21 protein-coding genes are annotated in these 26,246 nt (G+C 70.7%); 11 read left to right on the forward strand and 10 right to left on the reverse strand.

Annotation, left to right across the window (positions count from 1 at the left end; genetic code table 11):
- Nucleotides 1–2: 2 nt before the first annotated feature.
- Nucleotides 3–2,303, reverse strand: coding sequence for a nitric-oxide reductase large subunit (locus ACVTJA_RS09380; protein ID WP_465835696.1), 2,301 nt, complete (start codon nt 2,301–2,303; stop codon nt 3–5).
- A gap of 309 nt (nt 2,304–2,612) precedes the next feature.
- On the opposite strand from ACVTJA_RS09380, the gene ACVTJA_RS09385 reads away from it, so the two are divergent.
- The 8 genes from ACVTJA_RS09385 to ACVTJA_RS09420 all read left to right on the forward strand — a co-directional run bounded on the left by ACVTJA_RS09385 (nt 2,613) and on the right by ACVTJA_RS09420 (nt 9,849).
- Nucleotides 2,613–3,023, forward strand: coding sequence for a c-type cytochrome (locus ACVTJA_RS09385; protein ID WP_465835698.1), 411 nt, complete (start codon nt 2,613–2,615; stop codon nt 3,021–3,023).
- A 20-nt stretch (nt 3,024–3,043) separates the two neighbouring features.
- On the forward strand, nt 3,044–5,017 hold the full coding sequence (nosZ, locus tag ACVTJA_RS09390) for a Sec-dependent nitrous-oxide reductase (RefSeq protein ID WP_465835700.1): 1,974 nt from the start codon (nt 3,044–3,046) through the stop codon (nt 5,015–5,017).
- A 73-nt stretch (nt 5,018–5,090) separates the two neighbouring features.
- Nucleotides 5,091–6,425, forward strand: a complete 1,335-nt coding sequence (gene nosD / locus ACVTJA_RS09395) for a nitrous oxide reductase family maturation protein NosD (RefSeq protein ID WP_465835702.1) — start codon at nt 5,091–5,093, stop codon at nt 6,423–6,425.
- Nucleotides 6,415–7,293 carry an ABC transporter ATP-binding protein gene (locus ACVTJA_RS09400; RefSeq protein WP_465835704.1) on the forward strand — a complete coding sequence of 293 codons (879 nt, stop codon included), beginning with the start codon at nt 6,415–6,417 and terminating at the stop codon, nt 7,291–7,293. Before nosD ends, ACVTJA_RS09400 begins: the two co-directional genes overlap by 11 nt.
- Entirely contained in the window at nt 7,280–7,732 is a 453-nt protein-coding gene (locus ACVTJA_RS09405) for a hypothetical protein (protein WP_465835706.1), read from the forward strand. Before ACVTJA_RS09400 ends, ACVTJA_RS09405 begins: the two co-directional genes overlap by 14 nt.
- 59 nt (nt 7,733–7,791) lie before the next feature.
- A complete protein-coding gene (locus tag ACVTJA_RS09410) occupies nt 7,792–8,634 on the forward strand; it encodes an ABC transporter permease (protein ID WP_465835708.1) in 843 nt (280 codons plus the stop codon).
- A gap of 20 nt (nt 8,635–8,654) precedes the next feature.
- Nucleotides 8,655–9,317, forward strand: a complete 663-nt coding sequence (locus ACVTJA_RS09415) for a hypothetical protein (protein ID WP_465835710.1) — start codon at nt 8,655–8,657, stop codon at nt 9,315–9,317.
- A 49-nt stretch (nt 9,318–9,366) separates the two neighbouring features.
- Nucleotides 9,367–9,849 carry a hemerythrin domain-containing protein gene (locus tag ACVTJA_RS09420; protein WP_465835712.1) on the forward strand — a complete coding sequence of 161 codons (483 nt, stop codon included), beginning with the start codon at nt 9,367–9,369 and terminating at the stop codon, nt 9,847–9,849.
- 6 nt (nt 9,850–9,855) lie between these two features.
- Here ACVTJA_RS09420 and ACVTJA_RS09425 read toward each other — a convergent pair whose 3' ends face one another.
- Nucleotides 9,856–10,737: a fatty acid desaturase family protein gene (locus tag ACVTJA_RS09425; RefSeq protein ID WP_465835714.1), complete on the reverse strand. Its 882-nt coding sequence runs from the start codon at nt 10,735–10,737 to the stop codon at nt 9,856–9,858.
- A gap of 313 nt (nt 10,738–11,050) precedes the next feature.
- Between ACVTJA_RS09425 and ACVTJA_RS09430 the strand changes: the two genes are divergently transcribed.
- From ACVTJA_RS09430 to ACVTJA_RS09440, 3 genes are all read left to right on the forward strand, one after another.
- Complete coding sequence (locus tag ACVTJA_RS09430) at nt 11,051–12,688, forward strand: hypothetical protein (RefSeq protein ID WP_465835716.1); 1,638 nt, start codon at nt 11,051–11,053, stop codon at nt 12,686–12,688.
- A gap of 144 nt (nt 12,689–12,832) precedes the next feature.
- A complete protein-coding gene (locus ACVTJA_RS09435) occupies nt 12,833–13,651 on the forward strand; it encodes a hypothetical protein (RefSeq protein WP_465835718.1) in 819 nt (272 codons plus the stop codon).
- Between the two features lie 253 nt (nt 13,652–13,904).
- Nucleotides 13,905–14,756: an SMR family transporter gene (locus ACVTJA_RS09440; protein ID WP_465835720.1), complete on the forward strand. Its 852-nt coding sequence runs from the start codon at nt 13,905–13,907 to the stop codon at nt 14,754–14,756.
- A 3-nt stretch (nt 14,757–14,759) separates the two neighbouring features.
- On the opposite strand, the gene ACVTJA_RS09445 is transcribed toward ACVTJA_RS09440, so the two are convergent.
- Genes ACVTJA_RS09445 through ACVTJA_RS09480 form a run of 8 tightly spaced genes read right to left on the reverse strand, consistent with a single transcriptional unit; the run spans nt 14,760 to nt 26,127 of the window.
- Entirely contained in the window at nt 14,760–16,691 is a 1,932-nt protein-coding gene (locus ACVTJA_RS09445) for a tetratricopeptide repeat protein (RefSeq protein ID WP_465835722.1), read from the reverse strand.
- Nucleotides 16,692–17,327: a hypothetical protein gene (locus tag ACVTJA_RS09450; RefSeq protein ID WP_465835724.1), complete on the reverse strand. Its 636-nt coding sequence runs from the start codon at nt 17,325–17,327 to the stop codon at nt 16,692–16,694.
- A complete protein-coding gene (locus ACVTJA_RS09455; RefSeq protein WP_465835726.1) occupies nt 17,324–17,836 on the reverse strand; it encodes a hypothetical protein in 513 nt (170 codons plus the stop codon). The genes ACVTJA_RS09450 and ACVTJA_RS09455 overlap by 4 nt, the downstream gene beginning before the upstream one ends.
- Complete coding sequence (bamD, locus tag ACVTJA_RS09460) at nt 17,833–21,108, reverse strand: outer membrane protein assembly factor BamD (protein WP_465835728.1); 3,276 nt, start codon at nt 21,106–21,108, stop codon at nt 17,833–17,835. The genes ACVTJA_RS09455 and bamD overlap by 4 nt, the downstream gene beginning before the upstream one ends.
- Nucleotides 21,105–22,790, reverse strand: coding sequence for a hypothetical protein (locus tag ACVTJA_RS09465; protein WP_465835730.1), 1,686 nt, complete (start codon nt 22,788–22,790; stop codon nt 21,105–21,107). The genes bamD and ACVTJA_RS09465 overlap by 4 nt, the downstream gene beginning before the upstream one ends.
- Nucleotides 22,787–23,422 (reverse strand): outer membrane beta-barrel domain-containing protein, encoded by a 636-nt coding sequence (locus ACVTJA_RS09470; RefSeq protein WP_465835732.1) that lies wholly within the window; start codon nt 23,420–23,422, stop codon nt 22,787–22,789. Before ACVTJA_RS09470 ends, ACVTJA_RS09465 begins: the two co-directional genes overlap by 4 nt.
- 35 nt (nt 23,423–23,457) lie before the next feature.
- The gene (locus ACVTJA_RS09475; protein WP_465835734.1) at nt 23,458–25,740 is read right to left on the reverse strand and encodes an AgmX/PglI C-terminal domain-containing protein; all 2,283 of its coding nucleotides are present in this window, start codon (nt 25,738–25,740) and stop codon (nt 23,458–23,460) included.
- Nucleotides 25,741–25,779: 39 nt separating this feature from the next.
- Complete coding sequence (locus ACVTJA_RS09480; RefSeq protein WP_465835736.1) at nt 25,780–26,127, reverse strand: hypothetical protein; 348 nt, start codon at nt 26,125–26,127, stop codon at nt 25,780–25,782.
- Nucleotides 26,128–26,246: the final 119 nt, after the last annotated feature.

Below are 26,246 nucleotides of genomic sequence, written 5' to 3' on the forward strand. Positions count from 1 at the left end.
TCTCAGCGGCGCCGCAGCGCGGCCGGGGCGGGAGCGGCGAGGCCCACGGGGCCCTCCTCGCGCGGCTCGGGCTGGGCCGTGGTGGCGGGCTCCAGCGACCAGCCCGTCTTCAGCCCCACCACGAACCACGCCAGGAAGACGACGCCGAGCGCGAAGAGGGTGTCCCCCGGCGCGCGCAGCCAGCGCAGCGTGCCCATCAGCGGCGTCTGGAGGAAGTCCGCGCTGCGGGCCCACCACGTGCCCTGCTCAACCGCGGCCTGCGTCTGCAGGATGCCGATGGGCAGCATCGACAGCACCACCATCAGCACCAGTCCGCCGTTGAGCGACCAGAAGCTCCAGGCCAGCGTGCGCGTGCGCCACCGGGCCTCGGGCTGCGCCATGCGCAGCGTGAAGAGCATCAGGGCGATTCCCAGCATGCCGTACACGCCGAAGAGCGCGGTGTGGCCGTGCACGGGCGTCAGGTTGAGGCCCTGCATGTAATAGAGCGCCAGCGGCGGGTTGATGAGGAAGCCGAACACGCCCGCGCCCACCAGGTTCCAGAAGGCCACGGCGACGAAGAAGAGGATGGGCCAGCGGTAGCGCTCCATCCACCCACCGGCCCGCGACAGGCGCAGGTGGCTCCACACCTCGCGGCCCACCAGCACCAGCGGCACGATTTCCAGCGCGCTGAACGTGGCGCCCAGCCCCAGCGCCGACGACGGCGTGCCCGAGAAGTACAGGTGGTGGAACGTGCCGATGATGCCGCCCGCCAGGAAGATGATGGTGGAGAAGAGCACCGCCGGCGTCGCCACCTTCGGCGACAGCACGCCCAGCCGCGTGAAGAGGAACGCCATCACCACCGTGGCGAACACCTCGAAGAAGCCCTCCACCCACAGGTGCACCACCCACCAGCGCCAGTACTCCACCATGCCCAGGTGGCTCTTCTGCCCGTACATGAGGCCCGCGCCGTAGAAGGCGGCGATGGCCACCGACGACACCACGAAGAGCAGGATGAGGGGGCGGCTCTCCGAGGGCCGCTTCAGCGCCGGCCAGATGGAGCGAGCCGTCAGGAACAGCCACACGAAGAGGCCGACGAAGAGGAAGATCTGCCAGAAGCGGCCCAGGTCCACGTACTCGTAACCCTGGTGGCCGAACCAGAACCAGAGGTCACCGCCCAGCCGCTGCTGCACGCTGGCCCACTGCCCCACCATGGCGCCCGCGACGATGATGACCAGGCACACGAAGAGGAAGTTGACGCCGAAGCGCTGGAAGCGCGGCTCCACGCCGCTCACCGCCGGGCCCACGAAGAGGCCCGTGGCCAGCCACGCGGTGGCAATCCAGAAGATGCCCAGCTGCGTGTGCCAGCTGCGCGTCACCGCGTAGGGCAGGTACTTCGCCAGGGGGATGCCGTAGAAGCCCTCGCCCTCCACGCCGAAGTGCGCGGTGACGCCGCCCAGCACCACCTGCACCAGCATCAGCGCCACCACCACGAGGAAGTACTTGCCCGTGGCGCGCTGGCTCGGCGTGAGGACGAGCCCCGAGAACGGGTCCTTCGCGGGCGGCGGCTCCTCGCCCTCCTCGGGCCTGCGGCTCACGTACCAGACGAGCGCGCCCACCGCCGCGAGCAGCAGCACCACCGAGAAGTACGTCCACAGGTACGCGCCCGTCGTGGGCACGTTGCCCACCAGCGGCTCGTGCGGCCAGTTCTGCGTGTAGCTCACCGTCTCGCCGGGGCGGTTGGTGGACGTCACCCAGCTCGTCCACCAGAAGAAGGCGCCGAGGTCCTTCAGCTTCGCGGCGTCCGTCAGCGCGCCCTCGGGGATGGCGTAGGCCTGCCGTCCCTTCGCGAAGACGTCCGCGTAGTGCGCGGCGTTGGCGCGGTACGCCTCGACGCGCAGGGCGTCCAGCGTCACCGTGTCCGTGGCGGCGTCATATGTGTTGGTGCGCATGGCGCCCTGGAGGCGCGCGCGCAGGGCCGCCTGCCGCTCGGCGGGGGCGGCGTCGTAGCCGGAGAGGCCCTCCGCGTGCGCCCAGGAGTCGAGCAGGAAGACGCTCTCGCGGTGGAGCCAGTCCGCGCTCCAGTCCGGCGCCACGTAGGCGCCGTGTCCCCAGATGGAGCCCACCTGCTGCCCACCGAGCGACTGCCACACATTCTGCCCGCGCTGGATGGAGGCTCCCTCGACGAGCAGGGTGCCGTCCGGCGCCACCACCCGCGCGGGGATGGGTGGCAGCGTCCGGGAGATGTGCACGCCCTCCCGTCCAAGGATGAAGAACGAGGCGAAGAAGACGGCGCCCAATAGCGCCCAGAGCTTCTTGTGTTTCATGACGGCGGCTCCAGAGGAGGGGGTGTGGCGATGAGGCTTCAGTCCCCTCCAGAGCAAGGCGTGTTCCAAGAGCCCTCCCGCCCGGTACGCCGCCGCGCGCCCGCCCTGGAGACGCAGCCCATGCGCCAGAAGCCCCGACGACGCGCAAAACATGCATCCCAGATGCTTGTTTCACGGCTGGCGCCGTGTCCCTCCAGAGGGAGTGATGCGCTGGCACGTCTGTCGCAGCAGGGCCTCCGCGAACCAACTCGGGACGGGAGGTCCGTGATGTGGGGCAATGCCGCAGGAGGAGGAAGAGTCTGGGCCGTCGTGCTCGCCGCAGGTGCCGCGTGGAGCGGTCTGGGGTGTAGCGGAAAGGAGGGTTCGTCTACGGCCGCTCCTCCCGCGGTGGCCTCCGCGTCGGCGTCCGCGCCCGCCGTCACGCCCGAGGTGCGCAAGGAGGCGGAGGAGGTCTTCAACACGCGCTGCGCGGTGTGCCACGGGCCCCGGGGCGGTGGAGACGGGGCCGCGTCCGCGGGCCTCACGCCGCCGCCGCGCAACTTCCAGGACAAGGCCTGGCAGTCGGCGGTGAGCGACGAGCACATCGAGAAAATCATCGCGTATGGCGGAGGCGCCGTCGGTCGCAGCGCGGCCATGCCCCCCAACCCGGACCTGGCGGACAAGCCGGTGGTGCACGGGCTGCGCGAGCACATCCGAGGCCTCGCGGCGAAGTCGCCGTGAGCGCGGGCGAGGACACGTTCATGAAGACCTGGAGAGGGATGTGGAAGCTGGGCGCCGCGGCACTGCTGGCGCTGGCGTGCAATGGCTCCAACGGTGGCGGCGCGAGCGCGCCGGGCACCTCCTCCGCGGGCCTGGGCAGCGCCGGGCTGCGGGACATGATGGAGAAGCGCGGGCTGAACGAGGCGGACGTGGTCGCCGCGCTCAAGACGTACACGCCGTCCGGCAAGCATGACGAGTACTACCTGTTCGCCTCGGGTGGGCACGGCGGCAATCTCATCGTCATGGGGGTGCCGAGCATGCGCATCCTCAAGTACATCGGCGTCTTCACGCCCGAGCCGTGGCAGGGCTACGGCTACGGCGACCAGACGAACACGCTCCTGAAGCAGGGCAGCCGCGACGGGAAGATGCTCACCTGGGGGGACATGCACCACCCGGCGCTCTCCGAGACGAAGGGCGACTACGACGGCCAGTACATCTTCGTCAACGACAAGGCCAACCCGCGCATCGCCGTGGTGTCCCTCAAGGACTTCGCCACCACGCAGATTGTCGCCAGCGAGCTCATCGAGAGCGAGCACGGGTCCACCTTCGTCACCCCGGACACCGACTACGTCATCGAGACGAGCCAGTACCCCACGCCGCTGGGCGGGCGGTACGCGGACGTGAAGCGCTTCAACGACGAGTACCGGGGCGCGGTCATCTTCTGGAAGTTCGACCGCGCGAAGGGCCGCATCGTCCCCGAGGAGTCGTGGGCCATGGAGCTGCCTCCGTACATGCAGGACCTGGCGGACGCGGGGAAGCTGGCCAGCGACGGCTACATCTTCATCAACTCCATCAACACCGAGCGCGCCTACGGCGGCAACATGGAGGGCAACCCGCCGCTCGAGTCCGGCGTGTCGCAGAACGACATGGACTACCTCCACGTCATCCCCTGGCGGAAGGCGGAGGCGGTGGTGAAGGCGGGCAAGACGCGGACGATTGCCGGCATGCGCGTCATCCCCCTGGACACGGTGGTGGCGGAGGGGCTGCTCCACTTCGTGCCCGAGCCCAAGAGCCCGCACGGCGTGGACGTCACGCCGGACGGCAAGGACATCATCGTCGGCGGCAAGCTGGACACGCACGCCACCGTCTTCAGCATCGACAAAATCAAGGCCCTCATCGCCGCCGGGACGGTGGTGGGGAAGGACCCGTACGGCGTGCCCATCCTCCCGTTCCAGGACGCCATCCGCGGCCAGTGTGAAATCGGCCTCGGGCCGCTGCACACGCAGTTCGACAACGAGGGCTACGCGTACACGTCCGTCTTCATCGAGTCGAAGGTGGCGAAGTGGTCCCTCAAGGACCTGAAGCTCGTGGACAAGATGTCCACGCACTACAACATCGGCCACCTCGCGGCGGCCGAGGGCGACACCGTGTCTCCGGACGGGAAGTTCCTGGTGGCGATGAACAAGTGGGCCATCGACCGCTTCGCTCCGGTGGGCCCGCTGCTGCCGCAGAACTTCCAGCTCGTGGACACCACCGGGCAGAAGATGCAGTTGCTCTACGACAGCCCCATCCCCCTGGGCGAGCCGCACTACGCGCAGATGATCAAGGCGGACAAAATCAAGCCGCTCGACATCTACAAGCCCGCGGGCATCAACGCCCTGACGCACGAGAAGGACGCGAACGCGGTGGAGGGTGGCAAGGAGCGCGTGGAGCGCCGCGACGACGGCGTCCACGTCTACATGACGGCGGTGCGCAGCCACTTCACCCCGGACATCGTCCGCGTGAAGGAGGGAGACACCGTCCACCTGCACATCACCAACATCGAGCAGGCGAAGGACGCCACACACGGCTTCACCATCGGCTCGCAGAACATCCACCTGAGCCTGGAGCCGGGCAAGCACGCCAACGTCACCTTCGTGGCCGACAGGCCGGGCGTGTACCCCATGTACTGCACGGAGTTCTGCTCGGCGCTGCACCTCGAGATGGCGGGCTACTTCCTCGTCGAGCCGAAGTGAGCCGACCGGGTGCCCGGGATGTCACCTCCTCCGTCGTCCCGGGCACCATCTTTCCTCCCTGCCTCCCCACGCCATGTCCTCCCTCCTCAATAGCCGCGCCGGAGTCGTGCTCGCCGCCACGGTGGCCCTCTGTGGCTGCGCGCGGCCCGCTTCCACGCAGGTGGCGCGGCAGGACACCCTCCCCGCCGCGCCCGCGCGTCCGGTCGGGTGCCGGTCCGTGGAGGCCGGAGCGGACGTGCAGGCCCTGCTCGATGGAGCGCACTCGGGAGATGCGCTGTGCCTCGCGCCCGGGGCATACCGGGGCCCGCTGCGGCTGTCGGAGGGCGTCACGCTGTGGGGCCCGCGCGAGGCGGTGGTGCGCTCCTCCGGCGAGGGCACCACGGTACGGCTGGAAGGCGCGGGTGCGCGCCTGCTGGGGCTCACCGTGGACGGCAGCGGCGGCCGGTTCGACACGCTGGATGCCGCCATCCACGTGCGTGGGCGCGGTGCGCGGGTGGAGGGCATCACCGTGCGCAACGCGGTGTTCGGCATCCTGGTGGAGCGGACGGAGGGCGTCACCGTGCGCGGCAACCATGTGGTGGGCTCGGGGGCTCCGGCGCTGGGCATGCGCGGAGACGCCATCCGGCTCTGGGAGACGCAGCGCTCCTTCGTCGAGGACAACCGCGTGGAGGCGGGGCGCGACATGGTGGTCTGGTACTCCAGCCACAACACCGTGCGCCGCAACACCGTCACCGGCGGGCGCTACGGCACCCACTTCATGTACAGCCACGACAACGTAGTGGAGGACAACCACTTCACGGGCAACGAGGTGGGCATCTTCGTCATGTACAGCCGCGGCATCGTCCTGCGCCGCAACGTGCTGGCGGGAGCGACGGGGGCGGCCGGCATGGGCCTGGGTCTGAAGGAGAGCGGCAACGTCACTGCGGTGGGAAACCTGCTGGTGCACAACACGGTGGGCCTCTACCTGGACACGTCGCCGCTGCAGGAGGGAGACGCCAACGTCTTCGAGGGCAATCACTTCCGCCTGGGGGACGTGGGCGTGGTGTTCCACAGCAGCGAGCAGCGCAACGCCTTCCGCGGCAACAGCTTCCGCGACAACGCCGCGCCGGTGCAGGTGGAGGGGGGCGGGGACGCGCTGGAGGTGGAGTGGCGCGGCAACGACTTCGACGACTACGCGGGCTACGACCTGGATGCCGACGGCGTGGGGGACGTGCCCTACGAGCTGCGCAGCCTGTCCGCGGACCTGGTGGCGCGCCATCCGGACCTCGCCTTCTTCCGGGGCTCGCCCACGCTGTCGCTGGTGCGCGCCGCGGGGGAGGTGCTGCCCCTCTTCGCGCCGAAGCCGGTGCTGCGGGACGCGGCGCCGCGCATGGCGCCCCTGGACCTGGAGGCTGGCCATGCGGATTGAGCTGAAGGCGGTGCGCAAGCGCTTCGGTGGCGCGGAGGTGCTCAAGGGCATCGACCTGACGGTGCCCGCCGGGCGGCGCGTGGCCCTCATCGGCCCCAACGGCAGCGGGAAGTCCACCCTGCTGCGCTCGCTGCTGGGGCTGGTGGAGTGCGAGGGCGAGGTGCGGCTCGACGGGCTCTCGCCCTTCGAGCACCGGCTGGAGGTGGCTCGCGCCCTGGCCTACGTGCCGCAGGTGGCCCCGCAGCTCGGCGCCCCGGTGGAGGACGTGGTGGCCCTGGTGTCGCGCACGCGGGGACTGGCGCCGGAGGCCATCGTCCGCTGCGCCGCGCGGCTGGATTTGGATGTGGCGTCCTTGAAGGGCCGGCCCTTCCGCGCGCTGTCCGGCGGCATGAAGCAGAAGCTCCTCATCGCCGTCGCGCTCGCGTCGGACGCGCGCCTGCTGGTGCTGGACGAGCCCACCGCGAGCCTCGACGCGCGAGCGCGCGAGCGCTTCTTCGCGCTGTGCGAGGAGCGGGCTCCGGGGCGCACGCTCGTCCTGTGCTCGCACCGGCTGGAGGAGCTGCGGCACCTGGCCAGCCACGTGGTGTCGCTGGAGGAGGGACTCGTCACGTACGACGGGCCCGCGGACGAGTTCCTCGCGGGGCGGGGGCTCGCGGTGGTGGAGGTGGCCACCGGCTCGCAGGAGGCGGCGGGCTGGCTCCAGGCGCGGGGCTTCCGTACGGGGCTGCGCGGCTGGTGGGTGCGCACGCTGTCCCAGGCGGAGAAGCGGGCGCTGGTGCCCGAGCTGGCGCGCGAGTTGGGGCCGCGGATGAGCGATTTGCTCGTGCGGGATGTGGAGACGGTGGAGGTGCCCCATGGCGGCGACTAGGTGGCGGTGGCTCGCGCGTGCCGGAGTGGTGCTGGGGCTGGCCGGCGGGCTGGGTCTGGCGCTCTCCTGGACGGAGCGGCTCCCCGACGGGCCGGAGCCGGTGGTGTGGGACCGCGAGGCGTGCGCGCACTGCCGCATGCACGTGGGCGAGCCGTCCTTCGCCGCGCAGCTCCAGCTCGAGGACGGGAGGGTGTTGCACTTCGACGACCCGGGATGCCTGCTGCGCTACGAGTCCGAGGAGCACCCCCGCGTGCACGCGGCGTGGTTCCATCACGTGCGCGAGGAACGGTGGATTCCGGGTGCGCGCGTGGCCTTCGTGGCCGTGAGCCCCACGCCCATGGGTTACGGGGTGGGCGCGGTGGAAGCGGGGACTCCCGGGGCGCGCGGCGTCGCCGACGTGCTCGCGGAGGTGCAAAACGCGCAAAGGGGCACGCCATGACCCTCGCTCACGCGGAACGGGAGTCTCCCATGGCGACAACACACGAGGGCGGGCATGCCATGACGTCACTCATGCGAGAGGTGGCCGCGGTGGCGCGGCTGGACCTGGCGGAGGTGCTGCGCTCGCGGTGGATGGTGTTCTGCGGTGTCGTCTACGCGCTGCTGGCTGGAGCCTTCGTGCTGGTGGGCCTGCGCGAGTCCTCGCTGCTGGGCTTCTCCGGCATGGGGCGGGTACTGCTGTCCTTCTGCCACGCGTTGGTGCTGCTGTTGCCGCTGCTCGCGCTCACGGCGACGGGGCAGGTGGTGAACCGCGCGCGTGAGGACGGCACGCTGGAGTTGCTCTTCAGCCTGCCCGTGCGCCGGGGGGCCTTCTTCGCCGCGGTGAGCCTGGTGCGCTATTCGGCGCTGGTGGTGCCGCTGGCGGTGCTGATGCTGGGCATGGCGCTGATGGGACGGTTCGTCTTCGGGCAGGAGGTGCCGTGGGACTTCCTGCTGCGCGCAGTCACGGTGAGCGCCGCGCTGCTGCTGGCCTTCGTGGGGCTGGGAATCTCGGTGAGCACGCTGGTGCGCAGCCAGGCGCGGGCGATGGTCTGGCTCCTCACGCTGTGGGCCCTGGGCGTGGCGCTCATCGACTTCGGGCTGGTGGGACTGATGCTGCAGTGGCGGCTGGACCCACGGACGGTGTTCCTGCTGGCGGCTCTCAACCCGGTGCAGGCGGCGCGCATGGCGCTGCTGGCGGGTGTGACTCCGGACCTGGCGGTGCTGGGGCCGGTGGGATTCTTCCTCGCGAACCGTCTGGGAGGCGCCGGGCTGTTCGCGGTGGGGACGCTTTGGCCCGTGGCCGTGGGGCTCGGGGCCTGGACCCATGCGCTGCGGCGCTTCCAACGGAGTGACCTCGTATGAAACCCGCCCAGGAGACCGCGATGCGACAAGCGCTCCGGAAGTTCTACGCCTTCCTGGACCAGCCGCTGTTCGACGGAGCCCGGGTGGGGCTCGCGCTGCTCGTCGTTCCGCTGCTGCTGACCTTCACCGCGCCGCTGTGGAAAATCGAGCTGCATGCTCCGCAGTACCCGGACGGCCTCTTCATGGACATCTGGTCCTACAAGCTGGAGGGCGGCGGGGACGGGCAGCACATCCAGGAAATCAACACGCTCAACCACTACATCGGCATGCACCCCATCGACCGCGCGGCGCTGTCCGACCTGGACTGGCTGCCCTTCGCGGTGGGCGCGCTGGCGTTGCTGGCGCTACGGGTGGCGGCGCTCGGCAACGTGCGCTCGCTGCTGGACCTGTCCGTGCTCACGGCCTACGTGTCCCTCTTCGGGTTGGGACGCTTCGCGTACAAGCTCTACGTCTTCGGGCATGACCTGTCGCCCCGGGCCCCGGTGAAGGTGGAGCCCTTCATGCCCGCGCTACTGGGGACGAAGCAGATTGCCAACTTCACCACCACCAGCCTTCCGGGCCTGGGCAGCCTGTACCTGGGCCTGTTCGCCACCGGAGTGGTGGGCCTCACGGTATGGCACCTGGTGGCGGGGCGGAGACGCGCCACGCGGGCGGCCGCGTCGCTGTTGTTCCTCCAGGCATGAGGAGCCCGCGGGGATTGCGCCACCACGGGCCACCGGGGAGAGTTCGCGCATGAGCGCGCCGTTCTCCGACTTCGCCGGCCTGGCCGCCCTCCACCGTGAGCTGGAGGAGCAGTTCCTCCAGCATCAGGACGCGCTGTTGGAGCTGGATGTCTCACGGGCGGCGGCGCGGCTCGATGCATACGAGGCCGGGCTGCGCCGGCACCTGGAGGCGGAGGAGGCGCTGCTGCTTCCCGTCTTCGAGCGAGCGGGCCGCATCCGAGGTGCTTCGCCGGAGCTCTTCACCGGTGAGCACCAGCGCCTCCTGGAGTTCCTCGCGCGCTTCCGCGCGGAGCTGCGTGCGCTGGACTCGAAGGCTCCGGACTTCAAGCGCGCCGTGTTGCGGCTGCTGGACGCGGAGACCACGTTCAAGCACCTGTCGCATCACCACGAGCTGCGGGAGGAGACGCACTTCTTCCCGGCGTTGGACCGCGTGACGGATGAGGCGGAGCGGAGGGAGTTGCTCGCTGCATTCACCGCGAGGGTGGCGCCGTAGGACGGACTACGTGCTCGCCCCGGGCGTGACTTCCGGCTCGGCGCCCACGCGGCTCATGACCTGCGCGGCCCACGCGGGGTTGATGGGCGACACGTCCGTCTGGAGCTCGGGCGGAAGCTGCCCCTGCCGCTCCAGTCCCTCCGTCAGCTCGGGCAGCGCGCGCCACGGCGTCTGCGGCTTCAGGTGATGCGCCTGGTGGTAGCCCGCGTTGAAGAACCAGCGGTTGTAGAAGCGCGACGTGGACGTCACCGCCAGCCGCGTGCGCTCCCTCGCGTCCGCGCCCAGGTGCGCCGCGAGGTTGAGGTAGTGGATGCACGCCTGCGTGACGATGAGCGTCCCCAGCAGCGACAGGCCCAGCGACGGCTGCCACAGCGTCAGCGCCAGCAGCGTGCCGTCCACCACCACGAAGTCGATGACCAGCTCCACCTTCTGCCCGCGTGTCTTGCACGCGCTCCACACCTTGGCCACCGTGTCGAACGGCCACAACCACGGCGTGAGGGCCCAGCGCACGCAGTAGCGCAGCGCGCCCTCGCCCGGGCGGCGCCGGCCCCAGTCGCCGTCACCGTCGTTGAACCGGTGGTGGTTGAAGTGGTGGAGGTAGTAGCCGCGATACGCGAAGCCGCACGCCAGCCCCAGCGTGCGCGAGACAATCCACTTGAGCGCCCGGGGCTTCGCGATGGGCACGTGCATGTGATTGTGCAGCACGGCGTAGTTCCAGAACATCACCGCCCAGCCGAGCACCATCGCCCCCACGCGCGCCGGCACGGACCACCCGCTCCAGAGCACGACAGTGGTCCCCAGCCACATGGCCCAGAGCGCGTGGACTCCCAGGCTCGGGTAGTCCAGCCGCGGGTCCACCCGCGTGGCATGTGTGTCGGTCAGGGGCATTGGGAGTCCTGCTCGCGAGTCGGCGGACGAATGTAACAACACCCCCGAGGTGCGCGAACCCACGGCGCGGCTGGCTTCCCGCTGCCGGACAATCACGCCGCGCGTGGGCGTTGCATCGCGAACGAGCCGCGCGAGAGGCAGGCGAGCAGGCATCACCTGCTCTGCGCGTGTCGGGTGGAGGACATCGCGAGCCCACCGCAGCGAGCGAGCAGGGGACCCATGGGTTCCCCGCTCCTGCAGGGCGGCGCGCGACGCGTGCTGTCCTCCGCGAGCCCTGACGCGGGAGCGGCGGGCCTCTGGAGGTTCCACGGCGTTGCGTTTCGATTGGCGAGCGTCCTGGGCCCTCGTGCTGCTCGTGCTGGCCTGTGGTCCGGGGCGGGACGGCGAGCCGTGCGAGGCCTCGTGCGCGGTGGATGATGCCGCGTGCCTCGAACAGGCGTGCACCGATTCACCGGCGGAGTCGATGCGCGCCGCCACCGACTGCGCCTCGCTGCCCGAGGGCGGCCGCTGCCTGGGCACCCGCGTGTTGGAGCGGTGCCTGCTGGGCGTGCTCCTGCGCGAGGACTGCGATGCGGGGGAGGCGTGCGTGGAGGAGGAGGCCGGAGCGCGCTGCGTGGAGGGCGAGGAGTGCGTGGACGGCGTCACGCGGTGCTCGGCATCCGGAGGAATGGAGGCGTGCGTGGACGGACGCTGGCGCTCGCGGGAGTGCACGGCGGGCTGTGTGGAAGCGGGGAGCCGGGGGTGGTGCGGCACGCCGGGAAACACGCTGAGCGGCGCCGTGCGCTACGCGCGCCGCCGGCCGAATGCCGCGTTCCGGGATTGGACGACGGAGGCGGAGTGGATGCCGGCGGGTGGCTTCCTCATCGCGTCCTATCGTGGGGACACGCTGCTGGACCTGGAGGTGACGGACTCCGTCGGGCAGTTCACCGTGCGCGTGCCGGCGGGGGTGCAGTCGCAGGACCGCGTCGTCGTCTACGCGGCCGGGCGGGGGAGCTCCATCACGGTGGACTACGCGGTGGCGGACCCGGCGCTGTCCGGTGAGCAGCGCGTGCCCGCGACGCCGGGCGCATCGGCGCGCATCTGGAGTTGGTCGCGCTCCACGCGGGCGCTGGTGGAGCGGCCGGTGTTCAGCATCTCCGAGTCGGAGGGCTCGGGAGCCGCGGCGGTGTTCGACTCGCTGCGCCTGGCATGGCTCCGCGCGCGGGAGCGCTACGGGAGCGCGGGACTGCCGGTGGTGGCGTGGCTCGGCTTCGGCACCACGTGGTCGTGCGGCGCGTGCTTCGCGCCCAGGTCGGTGACGGCGGCGGGGCGCAAGTGGGAGGCACAGGTGTGGCTGCCTGGCGACGGAGACGCGGCGTACTGGTCCGAGGCCATGGTGCTGCACGAGCTGGGGCACTGGGTGATGGCGAGCCACGGCTCCAGCCCTGAGGAGGGCGGTCCGCACTTCATCGGCGTGCCCACCTTCCCCGGACAGGCGTGGAGCGAGGGCTGGGCCACGTGGTTCAGCTCGGACGCGCGTAACAGCCCGCGCTACTACGACCGGCAGGACGGGACGATGTTCTGGGTGGACCTCGCGATGCGCGTGCCCGCGTGGGGCTCGTGGACGCGGCCGAAGCCCGAAGACGGTCTGCTCCAACGCATCGAGGAGACCGAGGTGGCCGCCATGCTCTATCGGCTCGGCCGGGGCACGGCGTCCCGGCAGCCGCTGTACGAGGCGCTCGCTGCCCCTGGAATGAATGCCTCGCCGTGGGCTCGCGGCTACCTGCGGCACCGCTGGCGGATGGAGGACGGGAAGGTGGTGGACGTGGAGCAGACGGATGACTCCGCGCCGTGCCTCGCGGACTTCCTGGACGCGATGATGTGCCAGGGATTCGCCCGCTCGGTGATGGATATGGCCACTGAGCCCGCCGTGGCGTTTCCGTACCCCAGCCATGCGCCGCTGTGTCGGTGAGCGTCCGGTGAGCGTGATGAAGCCCATGGCTCCGAGGTGGCTGCGTCTTGCGGACGTCTTCACCGTGAGCCGCTGCATCGGTGGGCTTACGGTGAGTCTGGTGCCTTCCGTGTCCTTGCTGGGTCTTCGCACGGAGGTCTTCCCGTGCTCCTGACGCGACGGAGAATCGCGGGCGTGGTGCTGGCCCTCGCGCTCGCGGGAGCACTGTCCACGGGAGTGGCAGCCGGAGTGGAGCGCGTGCGGGGCAAGGCACGCAAACAGCCGGAGCCGCCGCCTTCGGTCTCCCAGCGGGACAAGGCTCGGACGCGAGTGGTCGCGGCGGCGCGAGACGACCCCGCGCCGCGACAGGTGACTCTCTCGCCCGAGGTGGCCGCCGCGCACGAGGCCACCGCCTCCGCTCGAAGCGAAAGTGGAGGGCCGCGCGCGGAGGCGAGGGTGAGGCATGCCACCGCATGGAGCGGCGACGTCGCGGAACAATCCATGCCGTCGGATGCGGGCTCGCCGGAGGACCACGCCGGTTCGCATGCCCAAGCGCCGCTGCCCGGGCTCACCACCCGCATTCCCGCGCCGATGCGGGTGGGCTGGACGGTAGTGGAGTCCTCCGCGGGTCACGTGCGGCTCGTCGCGGAGGTGGCGCGGCGGATGGGTTTCGGCGCTCCGGTGTCCGTACGCATCTCGCTGCCGCGCGACGCGGCGCTCCTCGAAGGGGCCACGGACTTCACCGTGCCCGAGGGCCCTGGAGGAGATGTCCGCAGCGTGGCGTACGTCGTCACCTTCGAGACGGGAGCACCACCGGTGGAGGACCTGGTGCTGGTGGCGCACGCGGAGGGCACGTCCTTCGGCGCGCACGCTGAGGGACGCTATTCCTTCGGACGTGCGCCTGGCGCCGCGCCGCATCCCGTACCGGAAGGCCCCGAGTTGCCCCCCGCGCTCATGAATGGCACGGGCGAGCCGCCTCCGTGAGAGGCATTGCCTGCGCTCCGGTGTAGCGCTGGGAGGCTCCTGTTCGGAAATGTCGGGACTCCTGGCGCGCGGAACCCCCGACATTTCCGAACAGCACGGTCCCTGTCCGCCTCCGGGGGCCCTGCCCACGAGGTGACTGCGCGAAGGGAACAGTTCCGGCTCGCATCCTGGAGCACAGCCCAGGTGCTCACGCGGGGACTGCGCGGAGGAAACATTCGCGTTACACACGGGCCTTCGCTGTCGTGAAGGAGCCGTGTTGGAGACCGTTGCACTGGTGCTGGTGTTGTCGTCCGCGTTCCTCCATGCCGCGTGGAACGCGCTGCTCAAGCGACACCCCAATCCCGAGGTGGGCGTGGTGAGCGTCATCGCCGTCTCGGTAGTGGGCGGCGGGATGTGGACGCTGGGGATGCGCGGGCAGGCATTTCCCACCACGCAGGGCCTCGCGTGGGCGCTGGGCGCGGGGGCGTGCGAGAGCATCTACCTCGCGTCGCTCTCGCGGGCGCTGAAGCAGGCGCCGCTGGGGCTCGCGTACACGGTGTCACGCGGCGGGGCCATGTTGCTGGTGTGGCCGGTGTCCGTGCTGTGGCTCGGTGAGGCCGTGTCCGTGTGGAGGGTGTGCGGCGTGGTGCTGCTGGGCGTGGGGTTGCTGGTGATGAACCTGTCCCGCCCGTCCGGCCCGGCGGCGTCGGGCGTGGCGTGGGCGGCACTGGCGGCGGTGTGCATCGCCGGCTACCACCTGAGCTACAAGCTGTCGCTCGGCCAGGGCGCGCAGCCGCCGGCCCTCTTCGCCACGGGGCTCCTCGTCGCGCTGCCGGTGCTCGTGCTGGAGCGCGTGCGGAAGCTCGGCTGGGCCACGCTCAAGCGCGAGGTGGTGATGCGCCCCGGGCTCGTCGTCATCGCCGGCATCGTCTGCACGCTGTCCTTCGCGCTGCTGCTGTCCGCGCTGGGCAGCAGCGGCGCGGGTGTGGTGCTGACGCTGCGCAATACCTCCATCGCCTTCGCACTGGTGCTCGCCGCGCTCCAGGGAGAGCGACTGGAGCGCAGACAGCTCACGGGCGCGGCCCTCGTCGCGGTGGGCGCGGTGCTGCTGGGCGTGCCGGGCTGAGGCCTACGGCGCCGGAGCGGCCGCCGTCGCCATCCGCTTGAGGGCCGCCTTCGCGTCCTCGTGGTCCGGCTGCAGCTTCACGGCCGTCTCGTAGGCCTGCTTCGCCTCGTCCGTGCGCTTCGTCGCCTCCAGCAACTGCCCGAGCGCGTTGTAGGGCTCGGCGAAGGTCGGGTCCTCTTGCGCGGCCTTGCGGAAGGACTTCTCCGCCTCCTTCGCGTTGCCCTGCTGGTACTGCGTGTGGCCCAGGTACAGCAGGCCCAGTGGGTGGTGGGGGTCCACCGCGAGCACCCCCGTCAGCACCTTCTTCGCCTTCGCGCCGTCACCGCCGCGCAGGTAGATGAAGCCCAGCTCGGCGCGCGCCTCCAGCTGCGCCGGGTCCCTGGCCACCACCGCCTCCAGCTCCGTCACCGCCAGGTCCGGCCGGCCGCGCCGCGAGTGGACGACGCCCAGCCGCGCCAGCGCCGCCGTGTCGGCCTCCTCACCGTCCTTCGGCTTCAGCAGGCCCTCGGCCGTCACGTAGTCGCCCATGGCCATCAACAAATCCGCCAGCCCCAGCAGCGCCACGTGGTTGCCCGGCTCTTCCTTCAGCAGCGCCTCGTACAGCGGCTTCGCCTTCGCGCTCACCCGCTTCTTCGCGTACGCGTCCGCCAGCGCCAGCCGGGACTCCACGGTGGGCGACAGCTCCACGCCCGCCTCGTACTGCGCAATCGCGCCGTCCAAATCCCCCTTGGCCTTGAGCGCGTCGCCGTAGGCCGCCCGGGCGCTCGCGTCCTTGGGGAAGGCGTCCACCGCCGTCTTCAGCGTGGCCACCGCCTCGTCCGGCTTGCCCAGCCCGAGGTACGCGCGCGCGAGGCCCTGGTACGCCTCCGTCGTCTTCCGCCCGTCCTCGTTGCTCTTTTCAATCGCCTTCTGGAAGGCCGCCACCGCTTGCTTCTTCTTGCCCTGAACGAGGTACAGGTGGCCGAGCTGCGTGTACGGCCCGCTGGCGCGGCGCGGCTCCAGCACCAGCGCCTTCTCGAAGGACTTGGTGGCCCGCACGTTGTCGCCGAGCTGGAAGTACGCGAGGCCCAGGTTGAAGTGCGCCTCCGCGTACTTCGGGTCCGCGGCGATGGCCTTGAGGAAGGACTCGGTGGCCTTCTTCGGGTCGCCCTTCTCGTTGAGGGCCACGCCCAGGTTGTTGTGCGCGCGCGCGTGCTTCGGCTCCGCGGCGAGCGTGCGCTGGTACTCGGCGATGGCACCGTCCAGGTCGTTCTCCCGCATGAGGATGACGCCCAGGTTGTAGTGCGCCTCCGCGTCGCCCAGCTTCTCGCGCGTGGCCTCGCGCAGGACGTCCTTGGCCTCCCCGTTGAGCCCCTTCTCCGCCAGCGCCTTGCCCAGGTTGACGCGGGCGACGTTGAGCTTCGAGTCCAGCTTCAGCGCCTCGCGGTAGGACTCAATCGCGTCGTCGGTGCGGCCGGCGCGCTGCAGGGCCTCGCCCAGGTTGAAGCGCAGCTCCGCGTCCTTCGGCGACAGCTCCGAGGCCACCGAGTACTGGCTGATGGCCACATCCACCTCGTCCAGCACGCGGGCCAGCAGGCCCCGCTCCGCGCGCAGGGTGGAGTCCTCGGGGAAGGCGGCGATGGCCGTGTCCAGCACCGTGCGGGCCTTCTCCGCGTCACCCGACAGGCGCAGCGCGCGGGCCAGCGCCAGCTTCGGCGGCACGAGGTCCGGCGCCAGCTCCACCAGCTTCGTCAGCGGCTCCACCGCCTTCTTCGGCGTGTTGAGCGCGAGGAAGGCCGTGCCCAGGCGGTAGAGCGCGTCCGCGTCGTCCGGTGACTGCTCGAGCCGCGCGCTCTCCACGGCGGCGGTGCGCTCGAGCGTGGCCGCGTCCGGACCGGAGGCGGGCGTCTGCGCGGTCAGCAGCTGGAGGACGAGGAAGCTGGCGGTCGTCGTCATTTAGAGGTTCTCCACGTAGGGACTGGCCCGTGCGTCGAAGGTCTTCTTCGCGAGCGCGGTCTTCTTCGCCTCCCACGCCTCGCGCGCCGCCTTCTCCTCCTTCTCGTCCTCGGCCAGGTCCGCGCGCTCCTCCTTCACCTCGGCCTCGCACTCGGACACCTGCTCCTCGAATTCCTTCGGCTCCAGCTTCTCGCTGCCCTCCACCTTGGCCTTGCGGGCCACGGTGAGGCGGGCCAGCTCGAACTTCGCGAAGGCGCAGCGCAAAGACAGCTTCTCCACCTCGCGCAGGCCCACGCTGAGCCGCTGCTTCGCGCGCAGGTACTCCACGCGGGCCTCTGCCTCGGCGATGGCCAGCTTCGCCACGTCGCGGGAGACTTCGTCCGTGGCGCGGTCCACCTCGTCCTCGGCCGCTTCCTGGCGGGAGCGGGCCCGGCGGATGTTGTCGCGCGCGCGGCCAATCTCGTTGTCGGCCTCGTCCACCTTGTCGATGGCGAGCGCCAAATCATTCTCCGCCTCGAGCAGCTCGATGCGTGCCTCGTAGGGCAGCTTCTTCTCCAGCGAGCCGGGCACGCGCATGCCGTACTTCGGGCCACAGGCGGCGAGGAGGGGGAGTGTGAGCAGGAGGATGCGCTTCATTGTTGGACCGTAGCCTCGAAGCTTCCGAAGATGGTGCGGCCTGAATAGACGTCGATGCCGTTGACGAAGGTGACGTGGAAGTCGCCGGTGATGCGGCTGCCGGGCTCGGTGGCGGTGCTGTCCACCTTCAGCGAGCCGACCTCCAACTGCGGGAAGGTGCGCGCCGGCTCGTCCAGCACGCTGCGGCCGATGGCGCCGCGCTGCGCGCCGTCCTCCAGCACCTCGGCGAGGTTGATGTCCAGCGAGCCGGTGTAGCCCTCCGGAATCATGTCCCCGACGACGGCGCTGACCTTCAGCACCGTGTTCACCCCCGTGCCCTGCGGGGTGACGAAGTTGATGGCCAGCTCACCGGGAGCCCACTGGGCCTCCACCCGCTCGTAGCTCAGGTCGATGAGCGTGGACACGCTGCCCTCCAGCTCGCCGCCCTTGGAGGAGCAGCCGCTGGAGGCGAGGAGCGCGGCCCCCGCGAGGAGGGCCCGCGCCATGCGGCGGGGATGGAGCGGGCTCACTTGCACGCCTTCCACCCGCCGTCCACGTCGGCGCCGGTGAGCGTGGTGACGTCCTTGAGGACGGCCAGCTCGCGGCGGGCCCCGTCCACGTCGCCGAAGCGGCAGCGCAGCGCGGCCAGGTTGAGGCGGGCCTTGGCGTAGGTGGGGTCCGAGTCCATGGCCTTCGCGTACGCGGCGCGAGCGCCCATGGCGTCACCCATGTTGAGCAGCGCCACGCCCAGCGCGTTGTGCGCCGAGGCGCGCGTGTCCTGCAACTCCGTCACGCGGCCCAGCGTGAGCTGCGCCATGCCGTACTGGCGCGCGTCCAGGTAGCCCAGGCCCAGCGCCTCCAGCGACTCCGCGCTGAGCGTGCGCTCGGCCTTCTTGCGCAGGTCCTCCAGCGCGGCCGGCTGCGTGGGCGTGCCCGGCTGCGGCACCGGCAGCGCCGCCGTCTCCGAGCGCGTGCGGCAGCCCAGCACCGCGGCGTTGAACACCTCCAGCGACTCGGCGCGCGAGAGGCACGCCTTGAAGGCCTCCTCCGAGCGCTGCTTCAGCGGCGCCACCTGCTCCTTCACCGCGGCCTGGAACTGCTGCGTCTCCGCGGCGGACAGGCCCGCCGGCACCGGCGTCGCCTCCACCACGTCCGCGATGTGGCCGTACGCCAGCGCCAGCTTCCACAGCGAGGCCACCGCCCACTCCGGGTAGCCGAGCTGCGCGGCCTGCGTGTAGATGCCCTCCAGCCCCTGCAGCGCGGCGACCTTCTCCTCCACCTTGTCCGCGGGCAGGTCCTTGTAGCCGCGGTAGAGGACCTCGCCGAGGTACCACAGGCCCTTGGCGGCCTCTTCCGTCTGCCCGTTGGGGCCCTGCACCGCCTTGGTGAGGGTGGCGATGAGCGGGTCCGCCGGGGCGTTGGGAGAGGTGGTGGCCTGCACCTCGGCCAGCACCGCCGCGGCGCCCGCGCTGGTGGCGTCCAGCTTCAGCGCGGCCTCCGCGGCCGTCCTCGCGCGCATGTAGTCCTTCTGCTTCAGCCGCGACTCGGCCAGCAGCACCAGCACCTCGGCCTTGCGCGCGCCGGCGACTTCGGACGCGGCCTCCAGGTTGCGCGCCGCTTCCTTGTACTCGCCCAGCGCCATGCGCAGCCGCGCGCCGGCCAGCCAGCCGTCCACCGCGGCGAAGTCGGCGCCGAGCTTCTGGCCCACCTGCTCGAACCAGCCCGCCGCCTCGCCGAAGGCCGCGGACTCCGCCGCGTGCCGGCCCAGCGTGAGGAGCACGTCCGAGAGGTACTGGCTCTTCGGGTAGTCCTGCGCCAGCTTGGCGCCCAGCTCGCGCTCGGCCTGCATGTCGCGCTTCTCGCGCGCCGCGGTGAAGGCGCCGTACAGCGCCTTCTCGCCGATGTCGCTGTTCTTGTTCTCGTCGGCCACCTTCACGAGGCCCTGGATGACGTCGCCCGTCTCCTGGGCGCTCTGCAGGGCCAGCTCGTCGAGCGCCTCGGCGCGGCTCTCGGTGAGAATCTTCTGCACGTCCGCGCGGAAGGCCTGCGGCAGCGGCGCCGCGAGGAACTTCTTGCCCGTCTCGTCCAGGCCCTTGAAGTCGTTCACCTGCCGCAGGCTGTCCAGCGCGAGGTTGCCTGCGACGGCGGCCTCCTTGTGCTGCGGGTGCGTCAGCGCGAAGGCGGTGAAGAGCTCCGCCGACTTCGCGTACTCGCCGTCCTCGTAGTAGGCGCGGGCGATGTTGAACTTCACGTTGAGGGCGTTGGAGCTCTGCGGGTAGCGCGAGACGAACTCGGCGCCCAGCAGCTTCATGGCCTGGCGCGCGTCCGCCACCTCGAAGGCGTTGCGCTTCAGCGCCTCCTCCGGCTTGAGCGTGGAGAAGTGCGCGAGCAGCGCCGCGTTGAGGGCCTCCTCCTCGCCCTTGGCGTCCTTGGCCTTGGCGTTGTAGCGGGCCAGCTCCTCGAACTGGCGCGCGGCCTCGGGGAACTTGTTGGCGGCGAAGAGCGCGTCCGCGCGGTTCTTCATGATGGGCCGCACGTACTGCTCGGGCCGGAAGAGGCCGAGGTACTCCTCGTACGCCTCGGCCGCGCGCACGTAGAGGTCCTTGTCCTCCTTCTTCTGCGCCGCGACGTGCAACTGCGTGGAGAGGTCTCGTGCCATCTCCTCCAGCTCCGCGAGATGCTTCTTGCGGTCCGCGTCCGGCAGCTCCGGGTCCGTCTTGCTCTCCACCGCGGCGCGCACGAGGAAGCGGAGGTCCTCCGGCTCCGGGAGCACCTTGCCCTTGGACGCCTTGATTGCGTCATAGAGCTTCTGGCCGCGCTCCAGGTCCATCTCCGGGTCGTGCTGGATTTCCATCAGCTTGCGGAGGGCCGGAATCGCGAACTCGTACTGCTGCTTGATGAAGTAGCGGTTGCCCAGCTTGTCCAGCGCGAGCGCGTAGGTGGCGCGGCTGTCGCTGAGCTTCTCGAAGTAGTTGAGCGCGCCCTTGGCGGGGCGGGCCTCGGTGTAGCTGTAGACGAGGTCCAGCAGCGCCTCGCGCTTGACGTTGAGCGCCTTCTTCACGTCCACGCCGGGCAGGGGCGCGCTGGCGGCGGCGGCTTCGAAGAACGTCACCGCCTCCGCGTGCTTGGCCTGGTTGACGCGAATCCAGCCCAGCTTGTAGCGGGCCAGGTCGTGCGTGGGGGAGGGCGGGGCCTCGAGAATCGCCTGGTAGTGCCGCTCCGCCTCGACGAGGTCCGCCTTGTCGAAGAAGTGGTCGCCCAGAATCTGCTCCGCCTCCAGCCGCAGCGGGCTGTTGGGGAACTTGCGCGTCAGGTCGCCGAGCGTCTTGAGCATCTCGTCGAACTGGCCCAGCTCGCGCTGCTCGTGCGCCAGGTAGAAGGTCACCTGGTCCCCGTCCTTGAAGTCCGGGTACTCGCGCAGCAGCCGGTAGTACATCTGCACGGCCTTCTGCTTCATGAGCCGCGTCTCGGGAGAGACGATGGCGCCGGTGGCGCCCTCCGGCCGGGACTCGGCCTGGAGGTAGTACACGTAGCGGCTCTTCTCCACGTAGAGCTCGGCCAGCCGGAACTGGAGGTCCGGCAGGTACGGCGCGTTGCGGCTCTTGGAGATGAGCTTCTCCGTCTCGCCGATGGAGCGGTCCACCTTGAAGATGTCGCGCTTGAGCTTGGCGATGAGCTCGTCGCGCTCCTTCGCCTTGGAGACGATGGGATTGAGGTTGGCGTTGGGCCCGACGCGCGAGGGCGCGCCGGGGGCGGCCGCCAGCAGGGCGGCGGCAATCAGGCCGGTCAGGTGGCCGGTCATGGCGTCTCCTCGATGCAGCGGCTCTCGATGCTGACGCGGTACGACTTCAGCTCGTCGTTCCAGTACTCACCGCTGAAGCGGAAGGCGACCTGCGTGGGCGACATCTCCTGCTCGTCCTCCGGCGGCACCACCTTCGCGCCCTTCTTCACGCGCTCGTACAGCTTCAGGCCCACTTCGTACTCCATGAGTCGCACCTGCTCGGCGGCGCGCAAGAGCGTGTCCGCCTCCTGGCGCACCGCCTCGGCCAGCCGCGCGTCGTGCACGCGGACCGCCTCGGCGCGGGAGAGGTCATACAGCTTGGTGAGGTGCGCGAAGAGCTGGTCGCCGAAGCTGCCGGCGTAGCGTCCCAGGCGCTCACCTTCCAAATCCAGCACCTCCACGAAGCGCGCGGCGCGCCGGGTGCTGCCGTGCGCGTCCGCCGCGCGGCGCAGGCGCGGGTCCTGCGTGAGGTCCTCGCGCTCCTTCACCGCCTCCAGTGAGTCCGCGAAGCGGCGCGTGAGCTCCTTGGCGGCGCGCTTGGCGGGCAGGTAGTGGCAGAGGTCGCGGTAGATGAGCGCGCGCAAGAGGTACTTGTCCGGGAGGAACTCGTCGCGGAAGACGGGGGCGTCCAGCGTGGTGAGGATGCCCATGGACGCGCGCAGCTCGCCCAGCTTGTAGCGGGTCCATGCCTCCTCCAGGTAGAGGCTGGCGCGGCCCGGGTCCAGCTCGGGCAGCTTCACGAGGTTGTACGCCTCCAGCGCGCCCGTGTAGTCCTTGCGCTCGTAGCGCAGGCGGGCCACCGCGAGCGCCGCCTCGTTGCGCGCCTCACGGGTGAGCTTCTCGTCCTTGGACAGCGTGAGGAAGTCGGCGACGAGCTCCTCGGAGGGCTCCTTCACGGACTTCAGGCGGGTGACGAGCAGCGCGAACTTCGCGCGGCTGGCCTCGGCGCTGGTCTCCGCCAGCTTGGCGAAGTGCGTGTTGGCCCAGCGCTCGTTGCCCACGCGCAGGTCCACGAGGCCCTGCTGGTAGTGGGCGTACGCGCCGGTCTCCTCCGGGAGGAAGCCGAGGTCCAACGCGCCGAACACCTGCTCGTCAATCATCACCTCGTCGTGCGGCTGGTCGGTGAGCTGCTTGAGCGAGTCCAGCGCGCGGGGAATCACGTTGGGGTTGGAGCGCTCGCGGGCGATGCGCGCCAGGTACGTGGCGCCCGCGTGCGTCAGGCCCAAATCGATGAGGCTGCGCGCGAGGAAGTACTGACCCCAGGCGTAGTTCTCGTCCGTCTTGGCGGCCTGCTGCAGCCAGGCGTACAGGGGCCCGGCGGCGGCGCGCGGGTCGCCGTCGAAGTAGTCCTGCAGCGCCTTGTCGAAGACGGCGTTCTCCACCTTCTTCGGCGCGGGCGGAGCGGCCTCGGCGGCGGCGTCCTTCTTCGGAGCGGCGTCGCCCTGGGCCGCGGGCTTGTCGCCCCCGGCGGGCGCGGCCTCCGCCTTGCCGTTGGCGGCAGGAGCGGCGGGCGTTGCCTGCGCGGGAGCGGACTTGCCGCCGGCCGCGGAGGGAGTCGATGCGCCACCGGCCGGGCGCTGGGCGCCGGCGGGAGGCGGGGGCATGGGCAGCGAGCCACCGCCGGACTGCGCGGAGGCGGGTGCCGGAGACACGAGGAGCGCGGCGCTGGCGAGCGCGGCGACGAGCGAGCGGGCGGGGTTCATTCCGTGGCGCCGAAGTTGAACGCGGTGCCGAGCTGCACCATCAGGACGTTGTTGATGTGGCTCGCGCGGGTGAAGACCGCGTTGTTCGTCACGTCGAGCCGGAACGAGACGGTGTCACCCTTGAAGAGCCGCAGGCCGAGGCCCAGGTTGACGCCGGGGCGGAAGCCGTCCGTGCGGTTGATTTTCACCACGGAGCCGCCGCCGAGGATGAAGGCCTCGAAGTGCAGCACCTTCTCGTTGAGGAGGGCCACCTTGCCGTAGAGGGGGCTCCACATCAGGTCCGAGCCCACCATCCACTGCACCTGCTCTTCGTAGGCGGAGGACGTGGGGGCGACCTCGAAGTCGCGCTCCAGCTGGGTGCGCAGGCCCGTCTGGAAGTTCTTGCTGTACGTGCCGCGTCCCACCTGCCACGCGAAGCTGTCGCTGAAGTGGTACGTGTACGAGACGCTGCCGACGAGGCCCTTGTAGAAGGCGTCATCCGGCAGCACACCAATGCCGAGCAACAGCTCGTGGTGCATGCGGTACTGACGCTCCTGGATGGCGGAGACGGCACCGGGGTTCTCCAGCGCCTCGGCCTGCGCGCGGGCCAGGCCGGGCGCCAGGAACAGGAGGATGAGCAGGGCGTATCGCACGGAGGGGCTTCCTGGGGGTGGGGGGTGGGCTGGCCTCAGTAGCCAACCGAGTTGAAGAGGAACGGGTAGGTGATGATGACGACGCCGCCCTTGGGGGCGGGGAAGGTCCATCCCTTGAGGGAGGAGAGGATGCAGGCCTCGACGGCCGCGTTGCTGAGCGTGGAGGACTTCGTCTTCGCGGCAACCACTTTGCCCGCGGGGCCGATGGTCCACTCCAGCACCACCTTGCCGGCGAGGCTGGGCTGCTTCAGCAGCGCGCGCTCGTAGCAGCCGTGCACTTCGTTGAGGTGGCTGTTGATGACGCGGGCCACGGCCTCGCGGTCCACGGTGCCCTGGGTGGAGGCGATGCTGCGGGCCGTGGCGCGGGTGACGGTGCCGCCCACGGCGCCCTTGCCCACGCCGCCCACGCCCAGCGCGCCGATGCCGCCGCCGCCCTTGCCGCGCAAGAGCTCCGCGCCCAGCGTGGCGCCGCCGCCCTTGCCGCCGCCGCCCAGGCCGAAGGTGCCCACGCCAGCGTTGGCGATGGGCGCCTTCCCGATGAGGCCGGACAGCTTGTAGTTGCTGTTCTTCACGTTCTTGCTGCCCGGGCCGCTGCCCAGCTTGTCCACGGCGGCGAGCAAATCATTGGTGGCGGGCCCGGCGGCGGACAGCTTCGCCAGCGCCTTGAGCGCCTTGTTCTCCGACGCGGCGGCCACGGCCTTGTTGGGCGGCGGGGGCGGCGTCTTCTCCACCGGCTTGGGCGGGGCCTTCTCCGCCACCTTCTCCTTCACCGGCTTGGGCGCCTTCTCCTTGAGGGCCTCCAGCTTCTTCTTCGCCTCCTCCTTCTTCTTCGGCTCGGGGGCGATGAGGCGCAGGGCCACGGGAGGCAGGTTCTTCTGCGTGAAGTCCGCCGTCTCCGGCGTGGCCGGCTTGAGGACGAGGAAGGACGCGAAGCCGCCGATGAAGAGGAGGAAGCTGGCCAGCGCCAGCCAGGGAATGCCGCGCAGCGGGTTGACCCAGACGCGCTCCGGCTTGGGCGCGGCGTAGGCCACCAGCGACATGTGGCCCTGCGTCAGGCGGGCGGCGGTGCCCTCGCGCAGCGTGATGAAGCGGCGGCTGCCGTCGGACTCCAGCGCGGCGCCGGTGACGGGGGTGAAGCGGCCGTCATTGGCGCTCTTCTCAACCTCGGTGCCCGGAGGGACGAAGAGGCGGAAGGAGCCGTTGAGGGACTCGGCGAGCGTGAAGGGCGCGCTCGTCTCCGGCAGCGTGAAGCCCCACAGGGGCATGGCCTCCGGCAAATCCAACGAGGCCTGCACCGGCTTCTTCTTGTCCGGCTTGAAGCGGCGCGCGTCGCGGCGGATGGCACCCCAGTACAGCTCCAGGTAGAGCTGGGCGGCGCCCTTGCCCGGCGCAATCTTCGGCGCGTGCGTGGGCCGAGTCGTGGCCACGCGCTCCTCCTGGAGCAGCGGGCCCGAGGTGTCCGGGAAGTTGTCGATGGCGACGTCCGCCATCAGGTCGTCCGCGAGCAGGATGCCGGGGTTGGCGCTGGCCTGCTGTTCCTGCGTGGCGCGGCGGCGCACCGAGGGCAGCGTGCCGGCGGGCACGGCCACGGGCGCCTGCGGCTGCACGGGGCGCTGCGCGGGTGCGCTGGCCGCGGGCACGGCCGCGACGGGGGGCTGCACCGGCGCCGGCATGGGGACGACGGCGGGCGCCAGCGGCTGCGGCGCGGGGACGGGCGTCGGGTACGCGGCCTGCGTCGCCACGTTGGAGGCGCGCGCGGCGGGCGGCTGCTGCGGCACCGGCCTCAGCTGCGGCTGCTGCGGCGGAGGCTGCGGCACGGCGCGCACCGCGGGGACGGTGGTGGCGAGCGGCTGCTGCGGTGGGGCCACCTGCGTCGCCGGGCGCAGCTGGCGCACGGGCGCGGGCTGCTGCGGCGGCACCATGGGGGCCACGGCGGGAGGCGTGGGCTGCGCACCGCCGAGCAGCGCGGCGACCTCGGGCGGCGGCTGCGGCTTGGCCTCCTGTGGCCTCTGCGCGAGCACGCGAGTCTTCAGGACGAAGGGGCCGCAGAGCACCTCGTCCACGGAGCGGATTTCACACGCCGACACGCGATGGCCATTGACGAACAGGCCCGTGGTGGAGCCCGCGTCCTGGATGGCCGCGCGGCCGTTCTGGAAGTAGAGCAGCGCATGGCGCGACTCGACGGACGGGTCATCCAGTCGCAGGTCGGACGCGGGGTCCGAGCCGAGCGAATACGTGCCGGGGACGAAGACCTCCGTCCCTACGAGGAGGCCGTCGCGGAGGATGACGACTTGCAGGACGCTGGGCTGACCGCTCAACGGTGACGCTCCCTTCAAGGGCTGGTGGGCGGTGCTGCCCTACTGGTCGTACACCGTGGCGAGAGTCTCGGAGCGGAAGCTCTCGCGCTCGCGGATCATCGACCGCGTCTTCAGCTCCTTGCGGTCATAGAGATAGACGGCTCCGGACTTGTTCGTCTGTCCCTGGATGAGCCGGTCGTCGAAGTCGATGCGGGAGGGGCCGCGCTGCGGCGGCGCACCGGAGGCACTGGCCTCGGGCTCGCCCGTCACGGGGTCCGTCACCGCGGAGCCTTTCGTCTCAATCTTCGGAGGGGCCTTGTTGTTGGCCTTCTTGCTGGACTTCGACTTCGCAGAGCGCGCCGTACGGCCGCGGCCCTGGGCCCAGGAGTCACTCGGGGTGATCAGCATGCCGATTCCGAGGAGCTGGGCGACGGCCATGCAGAGGAGGAAGCGTCGCATCATCAACAGGTTAAGCGATGCGTGTACCGAGCTGTCAACGCACACTCCAGTCCCGTGGGGAATGGGTG

The organism is Pyxidicoccus sp. M6 (assembly GCF_055568925.1).